Genomic DNA, 26017 nt, shown 5'->3' with positions numbered 1-26017 from the left:
TCGTGCACGCGGTGATCTAATCTGTCCCAAGCGAACTGGTCAACCCCACAGAGGAGACACGCAAGATGAAGGCGCAGGGGCATTCTCGTGCGGAGAAGGCCAGTGCGCGGCTGCCTGAAGAGCGTCAGTTCAAGTTCGTCCTCATGGGAGTGTGTATTTCGGTCGCGCTGTTCGCAGTCGCCTTCGTCGTGCTGACTGTGGTCAAGTCCATACGAAGCGCGCAAGACATCACCTCGAACTGGTTCGTGGCTTGGGGCACTTGGGCGGGCGGGCTGGGCACGGCAGCGGCCTTCTTGATCGCCGCATTCAACATCTCGGTCGCGAGCGCGCACTCTCGGTTCGATCGCCGACAGGCAGCGAATATCCGCGAGGACAACGACATGGCGCAGGCCCGGCTTTTGACCATCTACAAAGTTGAGGGCGAGGACTCGATCTCGTCCTTGTCCACCTATCGGATCGAGAATCGAAGCAAAGACTTGTTCTTCGATGTCACTGTTCCGTACGTCGATTCACCCAATGGATCAGACGCGGACATCGAGCGCAGGACTGCGGATCTGGTCGCTCAGGATAACCGGCTCCACGAATTCATACCGACGGCTGAACAGCTCTCCCCGTACCGCGACCGCACCGACCAAGAAGCATGGTTCACCCTCGTCACCGTCCACACCACGGACGCCAGCGGCATAGAGTTCGCCGTCGAATGCACTGATGCTGGCGGGCGGCGGTGGAGCCAGGAACTCGGCGGGGGAATCAAGCGCGTCCACACCACAGAGGCTGTCCCAATTCGGCCACCCGACAGGTTCCAACCCCGTCAGCAAATCAGGCGAATGTCGAACGTAGAAATTTGGCGTATGGGCGGTCCGGCCACCCGTGATCTCGAGCCGCTGGAATCCGACGAGGAATTCCTGGAAGTGATCGAGGTGTTCAACGTCGCGCGTTGGAAGCGCATCGAGGACATCGTGGTGGGGCCCAGCGATGACGGCGAACAGCCCGAGAATCCGATAATCTCAGTGACGTTCAGCCCAAAGGCCCCGCCCTTCTGGAGTGACCACTTCCGCGGCAAGCTGGCCGAGTCTGGATTGCGCTATGCCGGCGGACGCTCCCAAACAACTCAGACCGATAACTTCCGTTGTCCCCCACAGGCTGACACGGCGGGACTAGGCGATCTCATCGACGCCGCGATTCAATACGCTAACGACCACTTCGAGGAGAACGAACTCGCATCAGCGCGCAGAGCGTTGGACGCGCGACGAAGTCACACGAGGACTTCTACCTAATCTACCGCTGCCAGTTCATTGACAGGATCATTGCTGTCTACTCCCGCTCCAATCGAGTGATACCGTCCCCGGTACGCAGAGGGTACGCAGCAGCACCGGAACCACCCACAACCATCCAACGCGCCAAACACGAATACCGCTCCCCCACTGCATCATTCGTAAACGGTCAACAGCGCCAACAATCCGCAAACATCCGCGACCGCAGGTTCAAAACCCGTCCAGTGTCAGTTCGAGTCTCACCGGGGGCACAAAACCGCAGGTCACAGCGGTGCTTAGATCTGCTAAAAGTGACGATATCCTGCGGTACGCAGTGGGTACGCAGGAGTTTCAGCAGTCTCCCCCTCCGAGGCGGCCAGATTTGCGATTCAGGGAGCGACCACACCTCGGGGCCACCACACATCGTGGGCCGGATACGGCCGGGAAATTGCCGCGGCCGTAACCGATCTGGTGAGCGAGAAACCTTGCGCCCCGCGACCCGACTGCCGACGCCACTCAGCACGGACCGAGTCCCTCCGCGCCCATCGCCCACTGAACGGATTTCTCACGGGCAAAGTTGCCCGTGTGCCGAAACCGAGGTTCGCCCACGACGGACACTGGTCACCGACCCTGTCTCCAAATCAGTCGGCGACAGGTCCACCACACCAAGACGCCAGCCAAGTACACCCAACACCAGCCGGCCGATCCCCTGGCGCACGCGGAGCAACGATCACCATTCGGCGAACCACCACAGGATGCAACTGAGGCAACAAGCACATCAGAATCCGACTTCGAACGGATTCAACGCAGTGCCGACGGGACCTCTCTAGCTTTCGGGCGGCATAGTATCTATTGTGCGTACATCGTTGCGGCTCAGCCCTTTTCGTCACCAATGACGAAAACGTACCCCGAATCGCACACTCGGGACCTTGGGTCCCTGAGCACCCAAGGGCAGGTCGGCAACACCTATACTCCTCACGCCTGTCGAGACCTGACGGGCACGGTCTCAACCAGAAACTTAAGTTGGTCGGTGACCACGCCAGGAAAGGCGGGATCGATGTAGGGATCGAAGTGGCCGCATTCATAACGCAGCAGCGTCGACTCGGGGATGGCGCGGGCGGCCTTCACTGCCGCCGTGGCCGGCGCGATATTGTCCGACAATGCCACCTGGATAAGCACCGGACAGCTGATCTTCCGGGCAGTTCGCGCCGGCGAGTAAAGCCCGATCTTCACCAGGATCCGCGCGGCCACGGTCTCCGGGTAATCCCCACGCCTAACGCTCGACTCTGCAATCAACCGCTCGAACGCGGCCATCGCGCCCGGGGCAGCGAGGGCTGCCACGGCGTTTTCGGGCCCGACCGCCGCGACGTATCGAGGCGGTCGCCGAAGGAAAGATCCGACGAGGTCGGCAAGACCCACCGGCGCCAGTCGCAGCACTTGCCGCAGACCCGTGGCGCGCACCGCCGCCGGCCCACTGACGTGAGGAACCTGAGCGATGACCGCCGCCAACCGCTCACCATGGCCGGCCAACGTCAACACATGACCTCCGGCAAACGATGTCCCCCAGGCAACGACACGTTCGGCATCGGCGAACGGCAGAGAACGGGCAAACCTGATGGCGGCTCGCCAGTCGTCGAGTTGCGATCGGACATCAAGCAATTGGCGTGGCTCACCCTCGCTGTCGCCGAAATAGCGGTAGTCGAACAAGACCACCGCGTATCCCGCGGTCGCGAAATGTTCCGCGTAGGCCGGTAACCGAATCCCCCGCGTCGCGGCGAAGCCATGAGCCATGACGACCACCGGCACCGAGCCCAGCGGAGCGCTCGGTCGATACACCGTCGCGGCGCACCGGACCCCGTCGCTCGAGAAGAACTCTTCAGCCTGGGTGTACTGGTTGCCGCTCGACACGGTCGCCCCCCTGTTTTCTTGATCGGTATTCAAGGAATCTAGCGTCTTCTTGAACGCCGATCAAGTAAAGTGGTGTTATGCCCGCCAATCGTCGTCCACGAGCACGGGCAGAAAAGCGGGACGAGATCGTCACCTCCGCTCGCCGACTCTTTGTCGACAACGGCTACGACGACACGGCGCTGAGCAAGATCGCCGCCGATGCCGGAGTCACCGCGAACACCGTCTACTGGTACTTCCCCGACAAGGACCACCTACTGGTGGCCGTCCTGGAAGAACTGCTCATCGAGGCATTAGCGCGCTACGAACCGATGGCACAGCGTCCGCTGGCGGACAAGATCATGTTCGTGGTCAAAGAGTTGTCCGCAATGCGCACCCTTGTCGACACCGTCCATTCGCGGCGCGCCGCCTCGCCAGTAATAGATCGATGGCACAGCAACTTCCACTCGATGGCCGACGCACTCACCCGCGCCGATCTCCCGCCCGATGATGCGCAACCGGCGAGCCACATCATCGCGTTCGTGGTCGAAGGCCTACTCACACATCCCGGCGACGAAGCAGAGCAACGGGCAATCATCGATCTACTCGTCGACCGCATCACCCAGCGCTGATCGCCAGATTTGGTCCACCCTCCACTCGAGGAGCAGCCGTTCCCTTCGGCCACCTGACGTAATCTATCTTCCCGGCCTGGCCTGAGAACCGCTCAGTACCGCACGCTACCGATCTCAAACGTGGCGGACTCTAGAAACTCTCGCGTGATATCCACCCCAGTGTGGTTGGCGACCATCGCAACGGATCCCTCCACGATATGGAACTTGCCGTCTGGCATCCGGCCATCGATGTCGTCCTCGTCGTTGGACACTACCGAAAATCCCGCTTGACGCATCAGCGTTCGCAATGGTTCCGGTACAGAGTCGTCGAGCCCACTTCCACAGCGCAGCAGAGGATCACAGGAGCACACGCAGTCGCCGTTTTCCACAAACTAAACGAATAGTGCCCAAGAACGCCCCGGAAGTAGACGACCTCCCGGCCGGCAGAGAGGGCCGGAACATCTTCCATGCTCCATGCCGTTGAGCTAACCGCAATAACCCAATGGTCAGTGATTGCCGCAACCCCGACGAGATCTACGTCGCGGGTATTGACCGCCTCCATTGTCATGCCTTCGATTCTGGCGCGTTCGCCCGCGGGGCAGTCCGCCGAATTGAGGATTGGAACGATACCTACCAGCGTGGCGTCAAGTTTACTTGATGAGATATATACTATCGGCGTAACACGTTGTGCCCCGATATGTTTAGCCACCAGCGACGCAATGCAACGGAAAACGCGGCCCGGCTGTCTCGGTCTTCACCGTCTGCCCGCATGTCGACGAGCATGACACGCAGGCAGGCTTGATGCCTCAGGTCACAGGTGGATCGGCCATGACGTCTAATGAGCCGCATATACGTCAGGTAGAGGGACCCGCGGCTATAAGGCGTTCGCGCTAGATCGCGCCAAGCGGTGTCGACATGGCGCCATCGAGTCTGATCGTCTGACCATTCAAGAATGGGGTTGAGATGATGGCATTCACGAGATTGCCGTAGTCCTCGCCGCGACCGAATCGCTTAGGGAACGCAACGGCGCTCACGAGATGATCGAGGAGTTCTTCGGACGCACTCGCGAGTCGGGGTGTCCACATCGGACCAGGAGCGATGGCGCAGGCGCGAACAGCTACGTCAGCCAGATCACGCGCCATTGCCAGAGTCATTCCAACAATGCCGGACTTCGCAGCTGAGTAAGCGGTCTGGCGCGCTTGACCGTCGTAGGCCGCAGTTGAAGCGGTGTTGATGATCACGCCCCGCTCACCATTTTCGTCGAGTTCGTTCAAAGCGAACGCCGCGGCACTCAGCCGAGACATGTTGAACGGCCCAAAGAGATGCATGGCGATCATCTCTTGAAACATCAGCATATCGTGGGGAACACCGTCGGCAGTGGTCGTACGGGGCATTCGCAAAGTAGCTCCAGCCGCGTTGACATTGACTGTGAATCTACCCTGCCTCTGCGCGATCTCGATCGCCGCCCGCACGTCGTCAGCGTTGTTGTGGTCACCCGCCGCAGGCACAGCCCGCTCACCCAGACTCTCCGCAAAGTCCGTCGCACGCTGCTCATCCGGCTCGAAAACAACCACGCGGAACCCGCTTTCTACGAGGCGGCGCGATGCGCCGCCCCCGAGCCCCCCTGCCCCACCACTGACCAGAGCGGAATGTCCTTCAAACCTCACCGGGATCGACCTTTCGTTGATCGCCAGACGGTGACTAAAGCCGCCCGGAAATACCATTCTCTCTCAGAGAGAACTAGCATACCAAGCAGCTTTCAGCTGATCTGGTAAGGCTCGACAGGAGCCAGCGCGTACCTCGATAAACGGTATCCAACCTTCACCGATGCGGGCCGGCCGGAACATCTGTCACGGTCACTCGTAATAGATGTTCCGACCGTGCCGACGGCGAGGTGACGGCCACTCTGCGCGTCTTCGCCGTCCACGACCCGGTTCACATCGGCCGGGTGGCGACAGCGACCATCGCACGGGGCCGCGCCTAGCAGACTGCCCCGGTATGCAGAGGGTATGCAGGCACCGTGAACACAGCCCCGAACCACCAACACCATCAAACGCCAATACCTCTCCCCCACTGAACAATTCACAAACAGCCAGCAACACCCACGAACAGCAAACATCCACTTCCGCAGGTTCAAAACCCGTCCAGTGTCAGTTCGAGTCTGACCGGGGGCACCACGTCAACGCACCGTCACATCGTCGACGGACCAACCACAGACCCCTATGGCGACAACGCCGGAATACCAGGCCTGAACCTGCTGTGCCGCACCAGCACCGCGAGCAACAACCCGTTGACCTCGACGGCGATGTGCCGTTTGCGGCCGTTCGTCATCTTGCCGCGGTCGGGCAGCAGTCGCGTCCGGCGTGCCCCCGTAGCCGGTGGCGCAGCATGTCGTGGATATGCTGCCACGCCCCGCACCGGTTCCAGCGGACGAGATCCCGCGCACGGTGGTCGGCGGTGGCAATGCTTTTCATGGCAGCTGCCCCGGCCGATTGGCGGAATTGCCCTGTCGGGCATCGTGACTGCCACTCCGGCGTCTTCGTTGCTCGAGCAGGTTGCGAAACAAGACGATGCAGCCCATAGTGCGACGCGCAAGCAGGTGGCGGATTTAGCCGAGCAGGTTCGACTCCTGGCGCAGCAGCCTGGTCACGGCTCTCTCAAACATATCGGAACCGAAGAGTTGCGTCGAAAACTGGAGCGACCCGAGTTAATCAAGCCGAATGCAGTGTTATCACAGTGATTTCACTCGGCGCGAAGATGCGTAGCGGAGGCCCCCAGAAACCGGAACCCCGGCTTGTATAGAGCTGTGTGCGCTCACCGTGGCGGCTCAAGCCGTGGACGGTGGGCTGGTCGAGGCGGACCAGGAAGTTGAACGGCCAGATCTGCCCGCCATGTGTGTGGCCCGCGATCTGCAGGTCAACTCCGGCGGCTTCGGACTGGAAGACCTGCTTGGGTTGGTGCGCCAACATCAGCACCGGCAGTTCCGGGTCGGCCCCGGCCAGAGCCTCCTCGAAGTTTGCGCCGTGGCCCGCGATCTGTGAGGACTTCGCGGTGGCGTCGTCGACACCCGCGATGATGAGTCGGTCGCCGCCGCGTTCGACGACAATGTGCTTGTTGTGCAGTGTTTCCCAGCCTATCGAGTCCATGTAATCGAGCCAGCCCTGTGCCTCGCCGAGATACTCGTGGTTGCCGGTGACGTAGACCTTCGCGAGTTCGGCGCGCATGGTGGTGAGTGGTGTTGCTTGAGCCCGTCGTTGTTCTACCGTGCCGTCGGCGATATCGCCGACGTGCGCCACGATGTCGGGGCGTAGTTCGTTCACGGTTGCTGCCACTCCCTCCGACCACTTCGTGCGGTTGATCGGACCAAAATGTGTGTCGGTAACCGCGACAACACGGGTGCCATCGAGTCCCTTGCCGAGTCTCGGAAGCACGATGTCTACATGCTTGATCCGAGGCACTCGCATGGCTTCCCGATTACCCCAGATTACGAGAATCACGGACACGACGATGACGGCTACGGCTACCCAACGCGAGCGAGTCGGGTCTTCGACGCCAGCGAGACCGAGCGCGAATCGTGCGAGATTTCCGATCACCGACCATGCGAACAGCACCCAGATGATGCCCAGAATGGAGTCGCCGACCAACCCTGCCCAATCGAGGTGGCGGCGGCCGTGGCTCAGAACCAACATCACCGGCAGTGCCACCAACGTCAGCGCGCAGGCCACGGTTCCCAGTGCGGTGACGGGAGTCGGCCACTGCGTCCCCGACCTCACCAACGTCCACCACGGGACAACAAAAAGGATCAGCAGGATGGAGACGAGCGTCGCGGTGATCGCGATTGCACGCAGTGGTCTGCGGGTTTTCGGCGAATCAAGCTCGGGGGCTATCTCTCGCGACTGGGGAGTACTCACTACGCCGATCATAAAGGCTCTTCAACTTTATGCGGGCAATCACCCTGAGAAAGCGTCCGAGAACTCGCGATGGTGAGCAGCGCTGGCGGATCGTGGGTGGGCTCCTGGTTTGGTGATAAGCAAGTCGCAGCCAGTACCCAGGAGTCCACAATGTCATCGCCGATTTCGCTGTGTCCGTCGTTCCCACCTCACGCGTCGGCGGGACACCGGTGCGCGGTGAATCCGTCCTCGTTACTGACCGACCACCAATGGGCGGTCCTGGAACCGCTACTGCCGGCTCGTCGGCATCCTCAGAAATGTCACCCGGTACGCAGTGGGTACGCAGCAGCACCAAAACCGCCCAAACTGGTTCAACGTCGCAAACACGAATACCGCTCCCCCACTGCATGATCCGTAAACCCTCAACACCGCCAACAAACAGCAAACAACCACGACCGGAGGTTCAAAACCCTCCAGTGTCAGTTCGAGTCTGACCGGGGGCACAAAACCGCAGTTCACAGCGGTGATTAGATCCGCTAAAGGCGCGGATATGCTGCGGGTACGCAGTGGGTACGCAGGAGATTCGGCAGTCACACCTTCCGAGGCGGCCAGATTTGCGATTCAGCCAGCGGCCATACCTCGGTACGAATACGCCTCCCGGGCCGGTTACAACCGGGAAATTACCTCCGCCGCAACCGGTCTGGTGAGCGACAAACCTTGAGCGCCGCGACCCGACTGCCGACGCCACTCAGCACAGATCGAGCCCAGCTCCGCGCACATCACGCCACAGAACGGATTTCTCACGGGCAAAGTTGCCCATGCGCCAAAAAAACCGAGGTTGGCCACATGACGGACCCTGGTCACCGACCCGCCTCCAAATCAGCTGGCGACTGGTCCGCGACACCGAGACGCCAGCCAAGTACACCCAACACCAGTCGGCCGATCCTCTGGCCACGCGGAGCAACGACTTCGAATCGATTGGCCCCGCGGCCCGCGATCGACGGCAACGACCTCGACCGCTACCCATTGATTCACGGCGTGCCGCCTCTGTGGGAACTGAGTCCGACCTATCTCACATTTCCGGTGTTGGGCACGCTGATCGGGATGGCAATCGTGGTGACCGCCATCGGTGTTCGGCATGCAATCGCGGCACGCGCCGTCGACCGCAGTACTTTCATCTGACTCCGGGGATGGCGCATCAATGGCAGGCATCCTAGGCAGCTCGCGCAATCGCGACCCGTTCCGCGACAGCACGGAAGGGTGTTCTTTCGGCGAGATTCATTGGTGCAGTATCGATATTCGATCACCAGCGCTGTAACGAAGCTCGATTCGGTGCTGCGCTCTTCTGGTCTGGCGGTGTATGTCCGCCTGGATGAGGGTGAGCGCTGTAAGCGGTCCCTGCCACGGAAGTGCCGTTGATGACGGTTCCAGCCACCTACCATGCTTAACGTGACCGACGACGAGGACCGGTGGATTACCACGTTTTACGAGGACGGGTCGGTGGAGACGGTGGAGCGGCCCGGCTACGCCGAATCCCTCCGACAGAAGGAATGGGATGCCTGGGGTGGTGGACCCCCTATCCCGGAGGTGACGTCTTACAACGCAGGCCACGAGCTCACTCGACACGCGCGTGATGTGGTGGTCGGCATTCTGGCCACCGACGACGCCACTGCACGCCAGGTCGCGGCATGGAGCGCCCGCAGCGCCTGCGAGTACGCGGGACTAGCACAACGACCATGGGTAGCGTCAGCACTAGATGATCTCGACGAGGGACGGCCGGCGGCCGACCCATTTATAGACCCGATCGACGCAGTCCATCGGCTGCAGGTCGAGCTCGGTCTCGACAAGTACGCCAGCGATGGTCCGCAATTAAACGCAGGGTCGGCATACACTGCGATTCCTGCCGTACTCGGCGCCCGTCACCCCGATAGCCGGCGTGCAGCGATGGAAGCGTTGAGCCACGCCCACTTCACCTACGGCCCCCGGCACACATCCGAACTCTATGGCCGTCTTCGTGTCGCGTTTCCCACCCTTCCCCGCAGCGACAACGTTCACGACCCGCAGTGACCTACCCCTCAACCTCGCCGCGGTGGCACCGCCGCCACCGACTCGGTCCATTTACGTTCGTAGGGAGCCGAATTGAGTGTCACCCAAGAATGGAACAAACTGATGTCGGCCCTGGACACGCTGTCCGACAGAGCCTTGACATTCCTTCCGCCCGCGTCCGCGACAGAGGTGGCGGCCGCCGAAGCCGCAACAGATGCGGAGTGGCCCCAGCAGCTCCGTGAGTTCTACACACTGCACAACGGTCAAGACCCGGACGACCGGGAACGTTTTTACGGCGAGCTACTTCCGCAGTCCTGGCTGTTTCGCGTCGACTACATCGCCGAGCAGTATCAAATCATGGTCAAGCACGGCCGTTGGGAACTTGAGAACGACCAGTGGCTACGCGACAATGCCCGCGACTCCGAAGCGGGGTCGACAGCATTCTGTTTCTTGCCGTCCTACATCCCCGTCGGCGGATTGGACTCCTACTACTACTTCATCGACACCCGGCCCGGGCCACACTCCGGATGCATCCGGCACTGGACGCGAGACGATGGCGACAACGGCAGCGAACCCATCTGGGACTCCATCACAGACATGCTCGCCGCGGTCCGCGTGAGCGTCCTGACCGACGCACCGCTGTTCGAGCCATGGCGTCCGTGGTTCATCCACGACCCAGAGGACCCCTCTCACGGCGCCCTGACCTGGGAGACGACATTTAGCACCGACCTCGGAGACGCACCCGCGCCTGTCCCGGACCCGATACCGCTGCACCTTCCATTCCCGCTACTTGACTTCCCCCCGTCCGAAGTCGGACCCGACGACGACTGCGTCGACCTCGAATCGGTCCGGCAGTCCGTCCTGGCCGTCGCTCGTCGCCTGCACCCCGACGCCAACATCGAGGGCGGCTACACGGTGTACCAACGACTCCCTCGCCGGCAAGGAATCACCGCCAACTCGATGACATACATCGACGGGGAACTCACGGCATATCTGACCGTCATTACCGGTATCGGCAACCGGGTCCTAGTACACGAACACCGGCCCGGAGGGTTCACATTCATCACCCATGACTAGAAGGGGCGTCGAAACCCACCTGAATACAGCCGGTTACACTCCCCACCGCTTTAGTCCCTTGCTGGCGAAATCGGCATCATTGGCGTAAAAGTATGACGAGTCAAAACCCAATATAACAACAGATTTCAGTGCAACACGGGATTCCGACCATGTCCCACGGAGTTCAGAAATGGTCGGCACTGGCGCCGATCCTGACCGAGTGATACGCAACACTCGACCAGCTGGTTTGCGGCTGTGCGAACATTGGGCGATGAGTAGACGGGCACGACTCTGGGCGGGGTTCTCGCGTTGGCGACCGGTCGTCAGGGACACGCTAATAGTGGTGATCTACGGCCCGCTGATTATTCCGAGAGTCCTGTCGACACCATTTTGGTGGGAATGGATTCTATTCGCCATTTGGTTGGTGATAGCTGCCTATCTTCCGCTCACGGTATGCACGACATGGCGCAATCGACACAAGCCGCTTGATCGAGGAATGTTGGGCCCCTCGACGATTGCTCTCATCGACCTGGACGACGCCGTCGTGGGGGACATCGCCGCGCGACATAAGGAGCGGGTGCCGGCGGTCAGGGAGCTCCGCGAGACTTACCCCGGCCTGGGTCTGAAAGACGCCGGTACCCTCGTCGACCGACATTGGGTGACCTAGCGCCGGAGGGCGAGACCCAGGTGAGCGTCAGCACATGTCTCACTATCCAGCAGAGTTTCACCGGTCGAAGGCGATCGCGCTCATTCGCGAGGACCTCTCCCCCGCCCCCACACACCAGAGCGGTCGTGTCCTGCTTGGTTGTGGTGCTGGCTCGACACGAAAGCGGTCTCATTCGCGGAACGACTCGTCCTACATCTACACGTCGCGCTTCCAGTATCTTCTGTGGCGCAATCGATTTCTTCACCAGTGATAAAAGCGAATCGCGGATCACGCCGCCTAAGCCTGGCAACCTCCTTCCGCCACAGGAGTTCAGCCACGCAGCCTCAACGGTAGTTCACAGCTGCGTTTGGTCTGGCATGATTCGAGCTATGTCGACCTTTCGTGACTATCTGTGGATGAAGGACGAGCCGTACTATGGGTGGAACGGTAACGGGTATCTCGTCAGTTTGATTCGCGACACGTCCTCGACCGATGTCCTCGACTCCCTCAAGGCATTCAACAGACGGCCACACGGTCACGGATTTCTAGGCTTCGCCGCCCGCTCTAGTGAGTTCGAGTCCCTCGAACTGGTCCAGCCAATGGTGATGTGTGCGCAGACCGTCGGCGTCGCCGACATTGGAGACGGTTGGGTGTTGATGATCCAACAGAACAGCGAGTACCTCGGTATTGATGACAAATTGATGCGGCCAGTCTTTGAAAAGCATGAAGTCATAAGTCATTTCAGCAACGTCAACGCGCACTCACGGTTTGTGTGGTGGCGCGACAGTGATCGTCAGATCTCGTTCGACCTGCTATCGCCGGAGTGGGATCTGGATGCTGCTGCAGCATCGCCCACCGCAGGCTCACCCACAGTCTTGAACCTCATCCCCGAGGTCGGCGGCATCGAGCGCGACTACTACGGGACACGGACCGAATTCTTCCACATCGAGGGCGCCTTCGCGCTCGCCGAACGCCTGACAGGGGTCACGGTGACCCAAGAAATCCTTGAGTCAGCAGACTTTACCGTAGCAATCGTTCCCACAGTTCCCGACTCCGAATGCCAGCTAGCCCATGAACTTCCGCCACGCTTACCCCTGGTTGGCGAGCAGGCTACCTGGGGCGAGGTCGCGCAACTGTATCGATCGTCTGCTGAGGAAACAGTTCACGGCCACTTCGTGCTCACCGAATCCGGATCCGGCAACGACGAAGTGACCGAGGTCGAGATCTGGCAGACCCCGTTCGGATTCTCGCGACAGGCCGACAGCGACGGCCTAGTCGCTGTAGGAACTCCGCGCGACCACTGGCACCGCGGACCGTACGCGCCACAAGCAGACATGCACCGGTTCGTCAACATCCATCGACGCTGGGACGCACCATTAGCCAGCCTCGTCTCCACCTCTACACCCGCACGCCTGACCGAGGTGGCCGGGCGGCGCGCATGGGAGTTCGACTTCCCACCGGCGTGGGACGGCGCACCGATCGCAGTCGCTTTTGACGCCGCAACCGGCGTCGTCCTGCGGGCGACAACCCCGAACCGAACCGAAGAGTTCACCCACATCATCACCATCGGCGAAACCTTCGACAGTAAACTCTTCACACTGCCGTCCTGATCCGACCAAGACGGACCTCCGACTTCTGATGCTCGTTTCATACCTGCCTTTCAGTACACCCCGCCGGACTGGCACGAACAACGCCCATCAACCCGACGCAATATCGATTCTCGGCGTAATAGGCTGTTGCACAAACTATTACGTCACCGGCAACGGAACGTAAGATGATCTCGCACGTACCTGGCAGACTGTTCACATGCCACAGGCCCTAGACAGCAGCCAAACTGGACTCAGAGAATGGGGGACGACCTTCGCTGTCACCGCCGGCATGATTGTAGGCGCGGGCCTAGTCATAGCATGGTTATTCGCCATCAGATCTGCACTCGCCGAAGCAATGAATGTCCCGGTTCTTTCACCGGTCCCGATCAATGACCGCGCATCAGGCGTCCCTGGACCTACCCTCGATTATTGGATAGCAGCGTTGGCGCCACCCATCGTCATGATCGCATGCTTGGGCACCCTGACACTGTGGCGACGAGTTCGTGTGCTCGCCGCAAGTACCCTTGTCACATTCCTTATCGTTGGGGTACCCCTTGGCTACTTCGCAGTCTCCCTTGGTGTCGAAGGCTTCGCGCCCAGCTAATTGGTGGCGGGACGTGAGACGTGTATCCGCTGTGGAACATTCCGTGACATGAACACCGTCTGGGGCGGGAAGAATCTCAACCACTAAGCCGCCAACACTCTCTTTACTGGCCTGCGGAATGCCGACACAAGGTCGCCCGACCGATCCCGAGGTGCCGCAGGGAAAGCCCCACTAGACCCTTGTCAAGTTTAGGTGACGCAGTCTGCACAATCGGCTGTCGTTCCTGTCGAGCTGTATTATCCCCCGGTACGCAGAGGGTATGCAGGAGACCTGGCGAACAGCCGTTTCGACGGGGATACGCCCAGAAGTGGAGCCAACCCCAACTAGACCGCCGGGCACAACGCGAGTCGCAGACACTCCGAATTCGCGACGCGCACAACAGCTCCAACGCATCTGAGCCACTTGTTCCAACTTTCGCCCGCTGCACACCCAGTTCTGAACCGCGATCCAAGCAGTGACTGGACGGATTTCGCAAAACCACCGACCTCGTACTCGCGCACGCCGCCACCGACCTCCACGATCGTCGCACGCTGGTCGCCGAGGCTGATCTCGAATTGCTGACCCGATGGAGGAGTGGTCATGCCTCTGCCTTCTTTCCATGCGCGCGGGCCTGGAGGTCGGAGTCGATCTGCTTGAAGTTCCGGTCTTTGGTCTCGGGCACGTAGCGGTAGACGAACGCCAAGCCGAGCAAGCACACGACCGCGAAGATCAAGAACACCGGGCCCGTGCCGATCGCCCCAACCAGCGGCAGGAAGGCCGTGGACAGGGCAAAGTTCGAGAGCCAGCTCGCTGCCGAGCCGGCCCCTGAACCCTCGGCCTGGTTCTCGGACGGGAAGATCTCCCCGAGGATCACCCAGAACACCGGGCCCATCCCCACGGCGAAGGAAGACACGAAGACCAGCATGGCCACGAGCAGGATCACCGAGCTGAGCTCGGCGACGAACGCGAGGCCAAGCAGGGCGACCGAAATCCCCATCCCGATCAACGAGACCAGCAGCAGCGGCCGACGCCCGATCCGATCGACCAATCTGAGCGAGACGATCGTCATCGCGAGGTTGACGGCCCCAATGATGATCGAGTAAACGATCGAGTTCGAGGCGCTCAGCCCGGTCTGGGCAATGATGGTCGGCGCGTAGTACAGGACGGTGTTGATGCCGACGAACTGCTGGAAGATGGCCAACCCGACTGCCACGATCAGCGCCGGGCGGACCCGGGGCGAGAACAGTGCGCGCAACCCCGTGCGCTCGGGGCGCTGATCCTGCTCCCGCTGGTGTTTCTGCTCGTCCTCGTCGCGGCGGTAGGCTTCGATCACGCGATCGGCGCCCTCCGGACCGGCGACCGATTCGATCACCTCACGCGCCGCGTCGGCACGTCCCGTGCGAACCAGCCAGACCGGCGAGTCGGGCAGCCGTACCGCGATCACCGCCAGCACGACCGCCGGGACCGCGCCTACCCAGAACATCGCTTGCCAGTTGCCGCTGGAGCTGAAGGCGAAGTTCACGATGTAGGCGACGAGCATCCCGACCGTCTGCAGTAACTGATTGAGGGTGAGCATCCGGCCCCGGATCTGCGGCGGCGAGATCTCGCCGAGGTAGGTGGGCACGAGCGCCGACGCGATGCCGACCGCGAGGCCCACAACCAGGCGGCCAAGAATCAGCACCACGAAGCCCGTCGCCAGCGCCGAGACCGCGAAGCCCACCGCGAAGAGCACCCCCGCGATTCCGAGCATGGCCTTCCGTCCGAAGCGGTCCGCGAGCCGGCCGGTGAACACCGCGGCGACCATAGCGCTCAGCAGCACGATGCTCGTCGCGAGGCCCTGCTGAGCGCTGTTGATTCCGAAATCGTCCGCGATGTAGAGCAGCGCCCCGGCGATGACGGCAGTGGCGTACCCGATCAGGAAGGTTGCGAGGTTGATCCACAGCCCCCAGCGCCGCGTCCGGGCCAGGCCCTCATCGGAGATATCGACCTGCGGCCGCGTCCCGGATGCCTTGTTCTTCGGCGTTTCGTCTTTCGCCATGTCACTGTCTCCATGGGGGAAGCCCGGTGAGCGACCAGCCGCCGGTGTCGGCGCTGCCCGCTTCCTCGGTCACGTCGGACTCGACATAGCGCGCGCTCTCGACGACCGCGTCTACCTGCGCTCCGCTGGCGTCGGCCTCCGCGAAGGGCTCCGTGATCTGCGCGCGCCACCGATCGTCGTCCCAGTCGTCGAGCCCGCTGCCGACAAGCGCAAGGCTCTCCAGGGCGTCGGCGGCCACCAACCCGCCCAGCCCTGGCAGTAGTAACCGTGCAGTCAGGTCGCCGCTCGCGCCCAGAATAAGAAGGGTCTGATCGCGGGAACTGTCCGCCGCGGATTTTCCCCCGGGCAATGCCTTCGCGGTGTGTGTCGGGTCGGGGGCCATGAGTGTCCCTTCCAGTCATTCGACAGGGTATTACGCGCGACGCGCCACAGTAGCGTTATCGCGTCGTGAAGCACCCCAGGTCCGTTCCAATGTGGTTGCGAGTGCATGGATTCGCAACCGATGCAGCAAAACGGTCTTTACGTCGCCTACCCGGAGGTTGGCGATGGCGCGCACATTCGAAGCCCGCGAAACAGTTGCCGACCACGAGGCGCGGCAGAGCAGACCGCACATTGTGGTTGCCTCAGACTGACGTCATCGAGTCTCAATCTGGCTGCCAACGTCTCACTTGCAGTGTCATCCGAAAATGCCAAAGTAGAACACGAATAGTCTTGTCTACCAGCATCTTCAAGACGCTATCTCACAAAGTATCCACTATTGGCGTGATACGTTGTGCCGCAGGGTAATTTGTGTCACCGGTGACGTAAATACAACTCACCGGTGACGTAATGCGACTAGAGCCAACACAACCGCACCGACTAGGCCGACCAACGTACGCCCACCGTCGCGAAGAAGTCTGGGGCACAATCGATCACGGTAACCTGCCACGGAACTGGACCGAAGCAGCAGAAGAAGTAGGGCTAGAGGCTCCGACTGTCCGGTAACGCGGGCATCCCGGCGAACTCGGTCAGCCGGCTCATCCCCAGCGCCGCGTACTTCTTCAATCGCTCGACCGCAGCGGCGAGTTCATCGGACTCCATCAGGTTCGGTGGCATACGCGAAGGGTTCAGCGCGACCTTGCGAACATCCACGACCGCAGTTTCAAACTCGTCCAGTGTCGGTTCGAGTCTGACCGAGGCACCACAAACCGGCAATCGGATGCGCACCGATCGGCCGGCGATCGCGGTCTCTGCCAACGCCCGTTCATAGCGGCCGTGCCATCCGCGAGATCCCATCGATCACGACAGCAGTCAAATGCGGCAGCAACACCTCATGGCACTCGAACTGAGATGTCCAATATCAGCCGCCCACACCACTCGCCCCCACGGCAACCCGCGCAATACCGGCATCACTCGATTCGCGCCAGGACCGTTCCCGCAGCGGCTACGATTTCGGAATGTATGAACACCACGCTCGGCGGCGTTCACCGGCTAGCAGCGAACCAGTCCGATGACGGTGCGCCGGCGGGGACCACTGTGGATGGCCGTCGGTGCGTGGATGGTGGTCTGCGCGATGGCCGCGTCTTCCACGGTTGCATTCGCGGCCCCCAACCCCGCTGGACCTGTTGCGTCGAATGGATCCGCTGTGGTGGCCGTTGCGCCTCTGGGCGGACGCCAGTTCGCCGTGACGGTGTATTCGGCGGCGATGAATCGGCAGATACCGCTGTGGGTCTCGCACCCGAACGCCTCGGCACCGGCGCTGTATCTCCTCAACTCCGTCGATGGCGGCGACGGCGGAGGCGCGTGGACCGGGCGGACCGACGTGGCCTCGTTTTTCGCCGACAAGAACGTCAACGTGGTGATCCCGATGGGAGGCCGCGCCAGCTACTACACCGATTGGAAACACGACGATCCGGTCTTGGGCTCCAACAAATGGGAGACGTTCCTGACCCGCGAGCTGCCGCCATTGCTCAACGCCAGGTTCTCCATGACAGGCCGAAATGCGGTCGCCGGATTGTCGATGTCGGCGACCTCAGCCTTGGACCTGGCGGGTCATGCACGCGGGCTGTATCAGGCGGTGGGTTCCTATAGCGGCTGCACGCGCATGAGCGACCCGCTGGTGCAGGGAACTGTGTATTCGGAGTTGGCGAGCTTCGGCGCCAATGCAGCCAACATGTGGGGCCCACCCGGGGATCCTGCGTGGGCTGACCACGATCCGACGCTGCACGCGGATCGACTGCGTGGCACCCACGTGTATCTATCGGTCGGCACTGGTCTTCCGGGTCCGCACGAAACACTGAATGCGCCGGGAATCGGCGGCAATGTCGGCGCGCTGGTCGATCGAGGTGTTGTCGGCGGAGCGTTGGAGGCGGTTGTCAATCAGTGCACGCGGCCATTGGTGGACCGCCTGCATGCCCTCGGCATCCCGGTGACCGTGAACATGCCTGCGACCGGCACACACTCATGGCCGTATTGGCAAGACGAGCTGCACAATTCCTGGCCCACGCTGGCTGCCGCGATCGGCGCATGAGCTGCGACCCCAGAATGTGTCGGGGTTGGTGACATCCGAAGTGTTCATTTCGCACATTTCGGGCGGGATCGCTGGTTTCGCAGGATATTTCGCCGGGTATCGCTTGCGAAGATGAGTTCAGATGTTGCCGGTGTGTGGTCTATCCGGAGAACGGGTGGCAAAATTACCGTTGATAATCGGAGAGCCCGGAACACATATGAGCTGAGCGTCAACAGGGGGTAGCTGAGACTGGCAGGAGAATTCCAGCGACCAGAAAGACCGATGGTGATGACAGAATCTCTCGATGTCCGAGCCGAGCGTGAGCGGCTTACCGGCGCGTTCCGTCCGGGGCAACTATTGCCCGATTTTGGCTACAGCAGCGAAGAGGACGCTTTGTGGTCGCATGTGCTCGCAACGCTTCGCGGCATGCACAAGAATTTTAGTTGCGCGCAATATCAGTTGGCCGCACAACGCGTGACGCTGCCCACCGGCCGGGTGCCGCAACTCCGTGAGGTCTCACGCACGCTTCGGTCCTTGACCGGCTTCGAGCTTGCACCGGCGATGGGAGCAGTACCAGGCCCCCTGTTCTACGGCCCACTTGCCGAGGGGATCCTCACGTCAACCCCGGATTTGCGCCCGGTCACGGAGCAATCTTTTTCGCCGGATCCCGATGTCATTCATGAACTGGTCGGCCATGGGGTGATGCTCGCCGATCCGGAGTTCGCGCAGCTGTATCGCTGGTTCGGACGAGCCGCCGTGCATGCCGCCTCTGACGAGGTGCGGACGGCGATCTCGCGGTTGTTCTGGTTCACCATGGAGGTCGGCCTCGTCATCGAGAAGGGTCGCCCGCGAGCGTGTGGTGCCGCCATCTTGTCCTCGGTTGCGGAGATGGAGTCTTTCGAGGATGCGGAGTTGAGAGACTTCCGGGTCGAGGATGTCATTGCCAGCGACATCGACGACAGCATGTGTCAGCCAGTGCTGTTTGTCGCCGATTCGGTCAGCCAGATGATGGATGATGTAAAACGTTTCCTCGCGACAAGTGCCGACTTATGACAGTGCACTTCGGCATGGTTGCCGTCGCTGAGACCCTCGCCGTCGAGCGTTAAGGACTTTGCGGTGCTGGACCTGCCTGGCAATGTGCGCCGAAATGGCAGCACAATGCCGCAGGCGGGCACCTTCGAATTGTCGGTCGCGCAGTCCGAACTGTGGATGGCGCAACAACTTCACCCCAGCGTACCGTTTTCCATTTCTCAGTATGCCGATCTGCACGGACCCGTCGATCTCGAACTGCTACAGGATTGCGGGCGACGGGCCGGTCGCGAATTGCAGTCGCCACATGTGAGATTTGCAGTCGTCGGTGGCCGGCCGCGCCAATACGTCGACCATGACCTGCTGACGGGGTTCGACTGCGTCGATGTGAGCGATCACCCCGATCCAGACCATGCCGCTCGTGTGTGGATGAGCCAAGACCGTGAGGCCGCCATCGACTTGTCGGGTCCCGATGTCACCAGGACGGTGATGTTCACCCTCGGCCCCGACCGATACCGCTGGTACGCGCGCAGCCACCATATCGCGGTCGATGGCTTCGGCGCCGCGCAACTATCGCAGCGAACGGCCGAATTGTATTCCGCCGCAACCGAAGGCCGGAACGCTCCACCGTGTCGGGCGATGCTCCTGACCGAAATTGTGGCGACCGAGCAGCGGTATCGGTCCTCGCCGCGATTCGACGCCGACCGCGAGTACTGGGCTGAGCAACTCACCGGTCTGAATCACATCACAAAGCTGACCGATCGGTATGCTGCACCGTCAGCACGGCCGCATACCGCGCACGCATCGGTCGATGCAGCAGCAACGGCGCGGCTCGATGCCGTGGCCGGCCGGTATGGCACCGGAATGGCGGAAGTGTTGGTCGCGGCAGTCGCCGGATTCCTGGCGCACATGACCGGCGACCGCGATGTCACAGTGTCACTGCCGGTCGCCGCCCGCACCACCGGGGCACTGCGGCGATCGGCAGGGATGGTCTCGAATGTGGTGCCTCTACGCGTGCGGGGCGTAGCCGAGAGCACGGTCGCTGATCTGGTGCAACAGGTGCGCCTGAACATCATCGGGGCGTTGCGCCACCAACTGTATCGCCACGAAGACCTGCTCCGCGACCACGGTGTGGGTCTGGCTGGTCGCAGTGGCTACGGTCCGCTGATCAACGTCCTCACCCTTCCCGAGAGCATCGGCTTCGGTGTCGCCCGCGGGCGGGCGCACCTGCTCTCGGCCGGGCCGGTGGAGGATATGTCGGTCAGCTGCTACCGAGTCGGTACCGGACCCCTCAGCATTGATTTTCATGCCAACCCCGACCTCTACACCGCAGATGAGCTGGATCGATATCGGCAGCAGTTCATCGACTGGTTGTCCCGATTCCTGCGGGCTTCGGCCGAGGAGAAGGTGTTCGCACTCAGCGCCGGCACACGGAGCGTCGCGGCCCCCCGGCCCCGGCGCCGGTCGCGGTTGCTGCCCGAGTTGCTGGCGGCCGGGATCGGAGCCGGTGAACGGATTGCACTGAGCGGGCCGGACCGGTCGGTGTCGTATCGCGAACTCGACGAGGTGACCGCGCAGTGGGCACGTGAGCTGATCGCACATGGGGCTGGTCCGGAAGTCGTTGTCGCGGTGGCCTTGTCCCGGTCGGTGGAATCGGTTATGGCGTTGTGGGCGGTGGCCCGAGCGGGCGCGGTGTTCTTCCCGGTAAATCCCACCGATCCGCCGGCGCGGGTGGCGAAGCTGATTGCAGATTCAGGGGCGATGCTGGGAATCACCCTCACCAGATGGTGCACACTGCTGGACGCCACGGCGGTGGACTGGTTGCTGCTCGACAGCGACGAGTTCACCACCGCCGCCGCATCACACCCGGTAGTGGCGGTGACCGATGCGGAGCGGACACAACCACTGCGTGCCGCTCACCCCGCTTATCTGATCTACACCTCCGGTTCCACCGGAGAGCCGAAGGGTGTGCTCAGCACTCACGAGGGTCTGCCCGCACTGAGCGACGAACTACTCGCTCGTGGTCAAATTTGCCCGGAATCGGTCGTGCTGCTGGCGCATTCACCCTACTGCGACGCGTCGATGCTCGAATACCTCTCCGCATTCGCGTCCGGGGCGAAGCTGGTCGTGTTGGCGCCGGACATCGTGGCCGGCGAACAACTTTCCCAGGTGATCGAGCATGATGCGATCACCCATTTGAACGTCACGCCGACCATTTTGGCGACACTCGACCCGCATCGACTTACGTCGCTGCAGAGCGTCACCGTGGGCGGCGACAAATGCCCACCGGCACTCGCCGGCCGCTGGGCCACCCGGGTGCCCATGTTCAACTCCTACGGCCCGACCGAAGCCACTGTGATCGTGACCCACACCGGCGCGCTCGACCCGAACGCGGCGATGACGATCGGCGGGGCACTTCCCGGAGTGCAGATTCTCGTGCTGGATGCCAGACTCGGCCTGGCGTCGCCCGGGGCCCGCGGCGAACTCTATCTCGCCGGTGACGCGTTGGCGCGTGGGTATCTGGGACGGCCCGCGACCACGGCGCATTGTTACGTGGCAAACCCGCACGGGCCCAAGGGAACCCGAATGTATCGCACCGGCGATGTAGTACGCGAGCAGCCGGACGGCACACTGGAGTACCTCGGACGAGGCGATGTCCAGATCTCGCTACGCGGGCAGCGCATCGAACCGTCCGAAGTCGAGCGCGCTCTGACCGCGGACGAGGCAGTCGATCAGGCCGTGGTGCGGATCTGGACGTCCGAGACACTCGGCGACCGATTGATCGGCTATGTCGTCGCCGCAGATGGCGACAGCTTTGACCGCACCGCCGTGTTGGCGCGGTTACGGACGGTATTGCCGCCTGCCATGATTCCGGCAGCGTTGGTTCCGCTGACCGCGATACCGATCAACCCCAGCAGCGGTAAGACCGACCGATCCGCACTGCCCGATCCACAGGTGCTGGCGCGTCCCGCATTTCGCCTGCCGCAGACACAGATCGAGCACACGGTGGCAGATGCGATTGCCGAAGTGACCGGACAGTCGCGCATCGGCCTGGACGACAACTTCTTCGAACTCGGCGGCAACTCGTTGCTGGGAGTGCAGCTGTGTCAGCGGTTGTCGGAGCAGAGCGGTATTGCGGTGGCGATGTCGTGGTTATTCACCCCGACGGTGCACACCTTGGCAGCTGTCATCGAATCCTCAGCAGCGGTCGGCGCGAACAGTGATGTGACGGTGGGTGTATCGGCGCTGGAGACGATTCTTCCGTTGCGTCGCAACGGTTCAGGGACGCCGTTGATCTGCCTACATTCCGCCGTGCCACTGTCGTGGTGTTACACCGGTTTGCTGCAATACGTCACCGACCGGCCGATCTACGGGCTGCAGTCCCCATCGATCGCCGCAGGAGGGCGCCGGTACCGGACCGTCGAGGAGTTGGCGCAGGTATATCTGGACGAACTCACCCGCGTGCAACCACAGGGGCCGTACTACCTGCTGGGCTGGTCGCTGGGCGGGCAACTCGCGCACGCGCTAGCCATTGGGCTACGCGCTCGTGGGCATGACGTGGATTTGCTCATCATGCTCGACAGCGTGGCATTCGCCGACGGTGCACCCCAACCGCCACCGCCGACCCTGCGCGATCTGGTCACCCACCTACAGGGCAATGAGACAGACACTCCAGACAGCCGGCCGCTGAACATCGACGACGCTGTCGATGTACTCGCCCACACCACCGGGCCGGGCCGGGGGTTGACCCGTCAGCAGCTCGAACGCCTGCACCAGGGATATGTCGACTGCGTTGGCATGTCGGCGCGCCACCGGCCGGAATCCTACGACGGGGACTTGCTGTACTTCTCGGCACGCGAAGGAATCACCAGCGAACTCACCGGGGAGATGTGGCGACCGTATGTTTCCGGACAGATCACCGAACACCCCGTCGGCGTCGCGCACGCCCAAATGGCGAACCCCGAGGCCATCGCGGTCATCGGACCGATCCTGGAGGCCGAATTGAATCGGCGACAACGCATCGGCAGGCGACAGTGAAGTCACACAGCACGCAGAGGGTCTCGCCTGACGTTGGCAGCACGTTAAGGGACAGACATGTGAGCAAACATTTCGCTGCGATCCTGGCAGTCACGGTGTCGGTCGCTTCATCGGTTCTGCTGACCACACGTCGGCCAAGACTCCTTGGGAGCCGTCTCCCGCAGGTTGTGCTGGCAGCCATCGCGGCACTCGGTCTGGCTATCGGCGCCAACGAGTGCACCGGTAGGCCGGTGATGTTTCTGCGATGGTCGTATGTGCGGTTCCTGTTCGGTCTACGGCACATGGGCGCCACCTGGCAGGTCGGTGACGGCCGCGAACAAGCCTTGGCCGACTATGTGTGCACGCATGCGCGCAGAGACGACATCGACGACGTCATCCGGGCGATCGACGAGTTCTGTTACACCAAGAGCTATCTGATCAACATCGGTGACGAGAAAGGCAAGCTTCTCGACCGCGCCGTCGTTGCAGCGCAACCGCACCGGCTGCTGGAACTCGGTACCTACTGCGGCTACAGCGCACTGCGCATTGCGCGTGTCATGCCCACCGATGCCGTTTTGTACTCGATCGAATTCAATCCGGCGAACGCCGTCGTTGCCCGACGGATCTGGGATCACGCGGGCATCGGCGAGCGCATCGTCGTGATCGTCGGAACGTTGGGCGATGACGGCAGGACCCTCAGCACACTGGGCGACAAACACCAGTTCGCCCCCGGAACCCTCGATTTCGTCTTCATCGACCACGAAAAAGACGAATATCTTCCCGATCTCCACCGGATCCTGGACCGCGAATGGCTGCACCCAGGCGCGGTTGTTGTGGCAGACAACGTCAAATACCCAGGCGCCCCACAGTACCGAGCATTCATGCGCAGCCAAGAGGGCCTCGACTGGCATACCCGAGAACACCCGTCCCACGCCGAATACCAAAAGATCATCAAAGACGTCGTGCTCGAATCGACCTACCTCGGCCGACCAGAAAACGCGCAATCAGGTCAGCGGCCCAACCCACCTCGCTCCGGATAAGCAGCCGCACCCTTGAAAGGCAGATCTCGGTCGACACCGATCGCGACAAGGCATTGTCACCATGCGACAAGCCCTCACCTGACCGAATACCGCTCCCCCACTGCATCATTCATAAATCGCAATTCCGCCAACGATCTACAAGCTTGAGGCTCGCTCCGATCTGCCTGCGAAGCCATTCGTCGATCGGCTGCAGCGCAATTCGTGCCATCGAGGTCTCGTGCCCCGTGAGCGCGCGCGATGCGGATAGCGGCGCAAGTCAGCTCGTCTGCCGTCATCAGCCGAGTGACTGTCCGGTTACGCGGGCATCCCGGCGAACTCGGTCAGCCGGCTCATCCCCAGCGCCGCGTACTTCGTCAATCGCTCGACCGCAGCGGCGAGTTCATCGGACTCCATCAGGTCCGGTGGCATACGCGAAGGGTTCAGCGCGACCTGATCAGCCCACGCCTTGATGTCAGGGTTCGCACTGAATGCCGCAGCGGCGCGGCCACCGGTGACCTGCATCCACGCCCATTCGGCAAGACCGTTGGGATAGGTCGACGACGGGCAGACCGCGTTCTTCGCAGCATTTGCGGCGTCGGCGTCCAATCCGACAGCCACGGTCGCCTCGACATGGCCCGCCAGTGCCGCGCCGAACAGCGGGAAGCCGGCACGTACCGGTTGCAGCGTCAGCGTCCCGTTCCCCCAGATAGGCACCTGCGGCTGAGTACGTAGTCCCCGCGCAGCACAGTGCACGATCACCGCGTCGGGATCGACGGCCACCGCATCATCAGCAGCCTCTTCCTTGTCGAACGTGAGGTGCCCGGGCGCGACTGCGCGCAGGTGACCCCGGCGTACGACATTCTCGATCATCCGCAATCGATCGAGCTCCCACTGCGCGATCGTCGGAGTCCTTGCCATCGTGGGCGTCACCGAACGGTCGATCCGCAGCATGACGCCGGCGTCCTCGAGGCGGCAGAACATCTCATCGGCCGAGGCGGACTCGGATGCGGCCTGCATGGTGTCGGCCGCGGCACCGATGAACATCACCGGCTCGGGCTGGATGACGGCACGGTTCAACATCCACGGATCGCGCGGCCGCACCCAGCAGATCGCGTCGGGGTCGACCCCGTTGTCGATCAGCCACACGCAGGCGTCAGTCGCGGTCTTGCCCGAACCGACAATCACGTACTGCGATGTGGCACGACCGAGGCCGACCAGATCATTGATGGGTATGACGTGCGCGCCGTCGGCCACCTCGAACGGTGGCGGCATCAACGAGGGGATGTCCGGGGCGAGATAGCGGGCATCGACCACGCTACGACGTACCCGCACCTCGTGCTGACGCCCGGAGATCAGGGACACAAACCGGCCTCCGCCGAGGTAGTCGCAGTTCGAATAGAACGACACCTTGCCGGAAGCGAGCAGGCGGTCACGCAGGATGCGTTCGTAGTAGGCGCTGATCTCCGGCGCGGTTGCCCGCTCGTGCAGACCAGCCTCGGGCCCGCGCTCCTGGATCCGTCCACCTCCCAACGGCGTCGAGGCCACACCGTAGAGGGCAGAGGCCTGGTGGAGCCGGACGAACGGATAGGCATCGAGCCAGTGACCGCCGACTCCGTGCCGCCTATCGACCATGACCACGGAGACGTCGGCGCTGTCGATGAGGGCGTCGACAAAGGCCATACCCATCGCACCCGCACCGACCACCAGGTAGTCGGCCTCTAGCATCGCCATCTCCTCAGACTGACTCTGGCCACGGGGAACGTCAATGACCTCTTGGGTGGCGCCACAGCACCGTTCAAGATTCCGCACGCTTAGACGAAGCGGGCCCGTCCAATCTTCGGCATGGTTTCTGCCGGGTTGGGGTACTG

At 62.1% G+C, this 26017-nt stretch carries 20 protein-coding genes; 11 read left to right on the top strand and 9 right to left on the bottom strand.

The genetic code is table 11. The annotated features are described in order from the left end of the window. The first annotated feature begins 65 nt into the window (after positions 1-65). The gene (locus tag AC1TPF_RS25310; protein ID WP_482145658.1) at positions 66-1277 is read left to right on the top strand and encodes a hypothetical protein; all 1212 of its coding nucleotides are present in this window, start codon (positions 66-68) and stop codon (positions 1275-1277) included. Positions 1278-2228: 951 nt separating this feature from the next. On the opposite strand, the gene AC1TPF_RS25305 is transcribed toward AC1TPF_RS25310, so the two are convergent. Further along, positions 2229-3161, bottom strand: a complete 933-nt coding sequence (locus tag AC1TPF_RS25305; protein ID WP_482145657.1) for an alpha/beta hydrolase — start codon at positions 3159-3161, stop codon at positions 2229-2231. Positions 3162-3238: 77 nt separating this feature from the next. Between AC1TPF_RS25305 and AC1TPF_RS25300 the strand changes: the two genes are divergently transcribed. Continuing rightward, positions 3239-3769 (top strand): TetR family transcriptional regulator, encoded by a 531-nt coding sequence (locus tag AC1TPF_RS25300; RefSeq protein WP_482145656.1) that lies wholly within the window; start codon positions 3239-3241, stop codon positions 3767-3769. A gap of 92 nt (positions 3770-3861) precedes the next feature. Here AC1TPF_RS25300 and AC1TPF_RS25295 read toward each other — a convergent pair whose 3' ends face one another. The 4 genes from AC1TPF_RS25295 to AC1TPF_RS25280 all read right to left on the bottom strand — a co-directional run bounded on the left by AC1TPF_RS25295 (position 3862) and on the right by AC1TPF_RS25280 (position 7659). After that, positions 3862-4137, bottom strand: a complete 276-nt coding sequence (locus AC1TPF_RS25295) for a DUF6461 domain-containing protein (RefSeq protein ID WP_482145655.1) — start codon at positions 4135-4137, stop codon at positions 3862-3864. A 501-nt stretch (positions 4138-4638) separates the two neighbouring features. Further along, positions 4639-5472: an SDR family NAD(P)-dependent oxidoreductase gene (locus AC1TPF_RS25290; protein WP_482145654.1), complete on the bottom strand. Its 834-nt coding sequence runs from the start codon at positions 5470-5472 to the stop codon at positions 4639-4641. A gap of 496 nt (positions 5473-5968) precedes the next feature. Beyond that, positions 5969-6157: a hypothetical protein gene (locus AC1TPF_RS25285; RefSeq protein WP_482145653.1), complete on the bottom strand. Its 189-nt coding sequence runs from the start codon at positions 6155-6157 to the stop codon at positions 5969-5971. A gap of 302 nt (positions 6158-6459) precedes the next feature. Then, positions 6460-7659 (bottom strand): metallophosphoesterase, encoded by a 1200-nt coding sequence (locus AC1TPF_RS25280; RefSeq protein WP_482145652.1) that lies wholly within the window; start codon positions 7657-7659, stop codon positions 6460-6462. Between the two features lie 957 nt (positions 7660-8616). Here AC1TPF_RS25280 and AC1TPF_RS25275 point away from each other — a divergent pair. The 5 genes from AC1TPF_RS25275 (at position 8617) to AC1TPF_RS25255 (ending at position 12996) form a co-directional block, all read left to right on the top strand. Beyond that, positions 8617-8820: a hypothetical protein gene (locus tag AC1TPF_RS25275; protein ID WP_482145651.1), complete on the top strand. Its 204-nt coding sequence runs from the start codon at positions 8617-8619 to the stop codon at positions 8818-8820. Positions 8821-9087: 267 nt separating this feature from the next. After that, entirely contained in the window at positions 9088-9705 is a 618-nt protein-coding gene (locus AC1TPF_RS25270) for a hypothetical protein (RefSeq protein WP_482145650.1), read from the top strand. 72 nt (positions 9706-9777) lie between these two features. Then, positions 9778-10761, top strand: a complete 984-nt coding sequence (locus AC1TPF_RS25265; RefSeq protein WP_482145649.1) for an SMI1/KNR4 family protein — start codon at positions 9778-9780, stop codon at positions 10759-10761. 475 nt (positions 10762-11236) lie between these two features. After that, the gene (locus tag AC1TPF_RS25260; RefSeq protein WP_482145648.1) at positions 11237-11407 is read left to right on the top strand and encodes a hypothetical protein; all 171 of its coding nucleotides are present in this window, start codon (positions 11237-11239) and stop codon (positions 11405-11407) included. Positions 11408-11775: 368 nt separating this feature from the next. After that, the gene (locus AC1TPF_RS25255) at positions 11776-12996 is read left to right on the top strand and encodes a DUF6461 domain-containing protein (protein WP_482145647.1); all 1221 of its coding nucleotides are present in this window, start codon (positions 11776-11778) and stop codon (positions 12994-12996) included. Between the two features lie 1160 nt (positions 12997-14156). Here the strand turns inward: AC1TPF_RS25255 and AC1TPF_RS25250 are convergent. From AC1TPF_RS25250 to AC1TPF_RS25240, 3 genes are all read right to left on the bottom strand, one after another. After that, positions 14157-15596 carry a sugar porter family MFS transporter gene (locus AC1TPF_RS25250; RefSeq protein WP_482145646.1) on the bottom strand — a complete coding sequence of 480 codons (1440 nt, stop codon included), beginning with the start codon at positions 15594-15596 and terminating at the stop codon, positions 14157-14159. Between the two features lies 1 nt (position 15597). After that, positions 15598-15978: a hypothetical protein gene (locus tag AC1TPF_RS25245; protein ID WP_482145645.1), complete on the bottom strand. Its 381-nt coding sequence runs from the start codon at positions 15976-15978 to the stop codon at positions 15598-15600. A gap of 578 nt (positions 15979-16556) precedes the next feature. Next, positions 16557-16727 (bottom strand): hypothetical protein, encoded by a 171-nt coding sequence (locus AC1TPF_RS25240; protein ID WP_482145644.1) that lies wholly within the window; start codon positions 16725-16727, stop codon positions 16557-16559. A 358-nt stretch (positions 16728-17085) separates the two neighbouring features. Between AC1TPF_RS25240 and AC1TPF_RS25235 the strand changes: the two genes are divergently transcribed. From AC1TPF_RS25235 to AC1TPF_RS25220, 4 genes are all read left to right on the top strand, one after another. Beyond that, positions 17086-18105 carry an alpha/beta hydrolase gene (locus tag AC1TPF_RS25235; protein ID WP_482145643.1) on the top strand — a complete coding sequence of 340 codons (1020 nt, stop codon included), beginning with the start codon at positions 17086-17088 and terminating at the stop codon, positions 18103-18105. 261 nt (positions 18106-18366) lie between these two features. Continuing rightward, positions 18367-19137 (top strand): amino acid hydroxylase, encoded by a 771-nt coding sequence (locus AC1TPF_RS25230; RefSeq protein ID WP_482145642.1) that lies wholly within the window; start codon positions 18367-18369, stop codon positions 19135-19137. Positions 19138-19200: 63 nt separating this feature from the next. Further along, positions 19201-23151 (top strand): amino acid adenylation domain-containing protein, encoded by a 3951-nt coding sequence (locus AC1TPF_RS25225; protein ID WP_482145641.1) that lies wholly within the window; start codon positions 19201-19203, stop codon positions 23149-23151. A 233-nt stretch (positions 23152-23384) separates the two neighbouring features. Continuing rightward, a complete protein-coding gene (locus tag AC1TPF_RS25220; protein ID WP_482145710.1) occupies positions 23385-24170 on the top strand; it encodes an O-methyltransferase in 786 nt (261 codons plus the stop codon). A gap of 294 nt (positions 24171-24464) precedes the next feature. Here AC1TPF_RS25220 and AC1TPF_RS25215 read toward each other — a convergent pair whose 3' ends face one another. Then, the gene (locus AC1TPF_RS25215) at positions 24465-25880 is read right to left on the bottom strand and encodes a pyridine nucleotide-disulfide oxidoreductase (protein ID WP_482145640.1); all 1416 of its coding nucleotides are present in this window, start codon (positions 25878-25880) and stop codon (positions 24465-24467) included. Positions 25881-26017: the final 137 nt, after the last annotated feature.

Source organism: Williamsia sp. Y853, from assembly GCF_056786495.1.
This window is presented reverse-complemented; position numbering and strand designations above follow the sequence as displayed.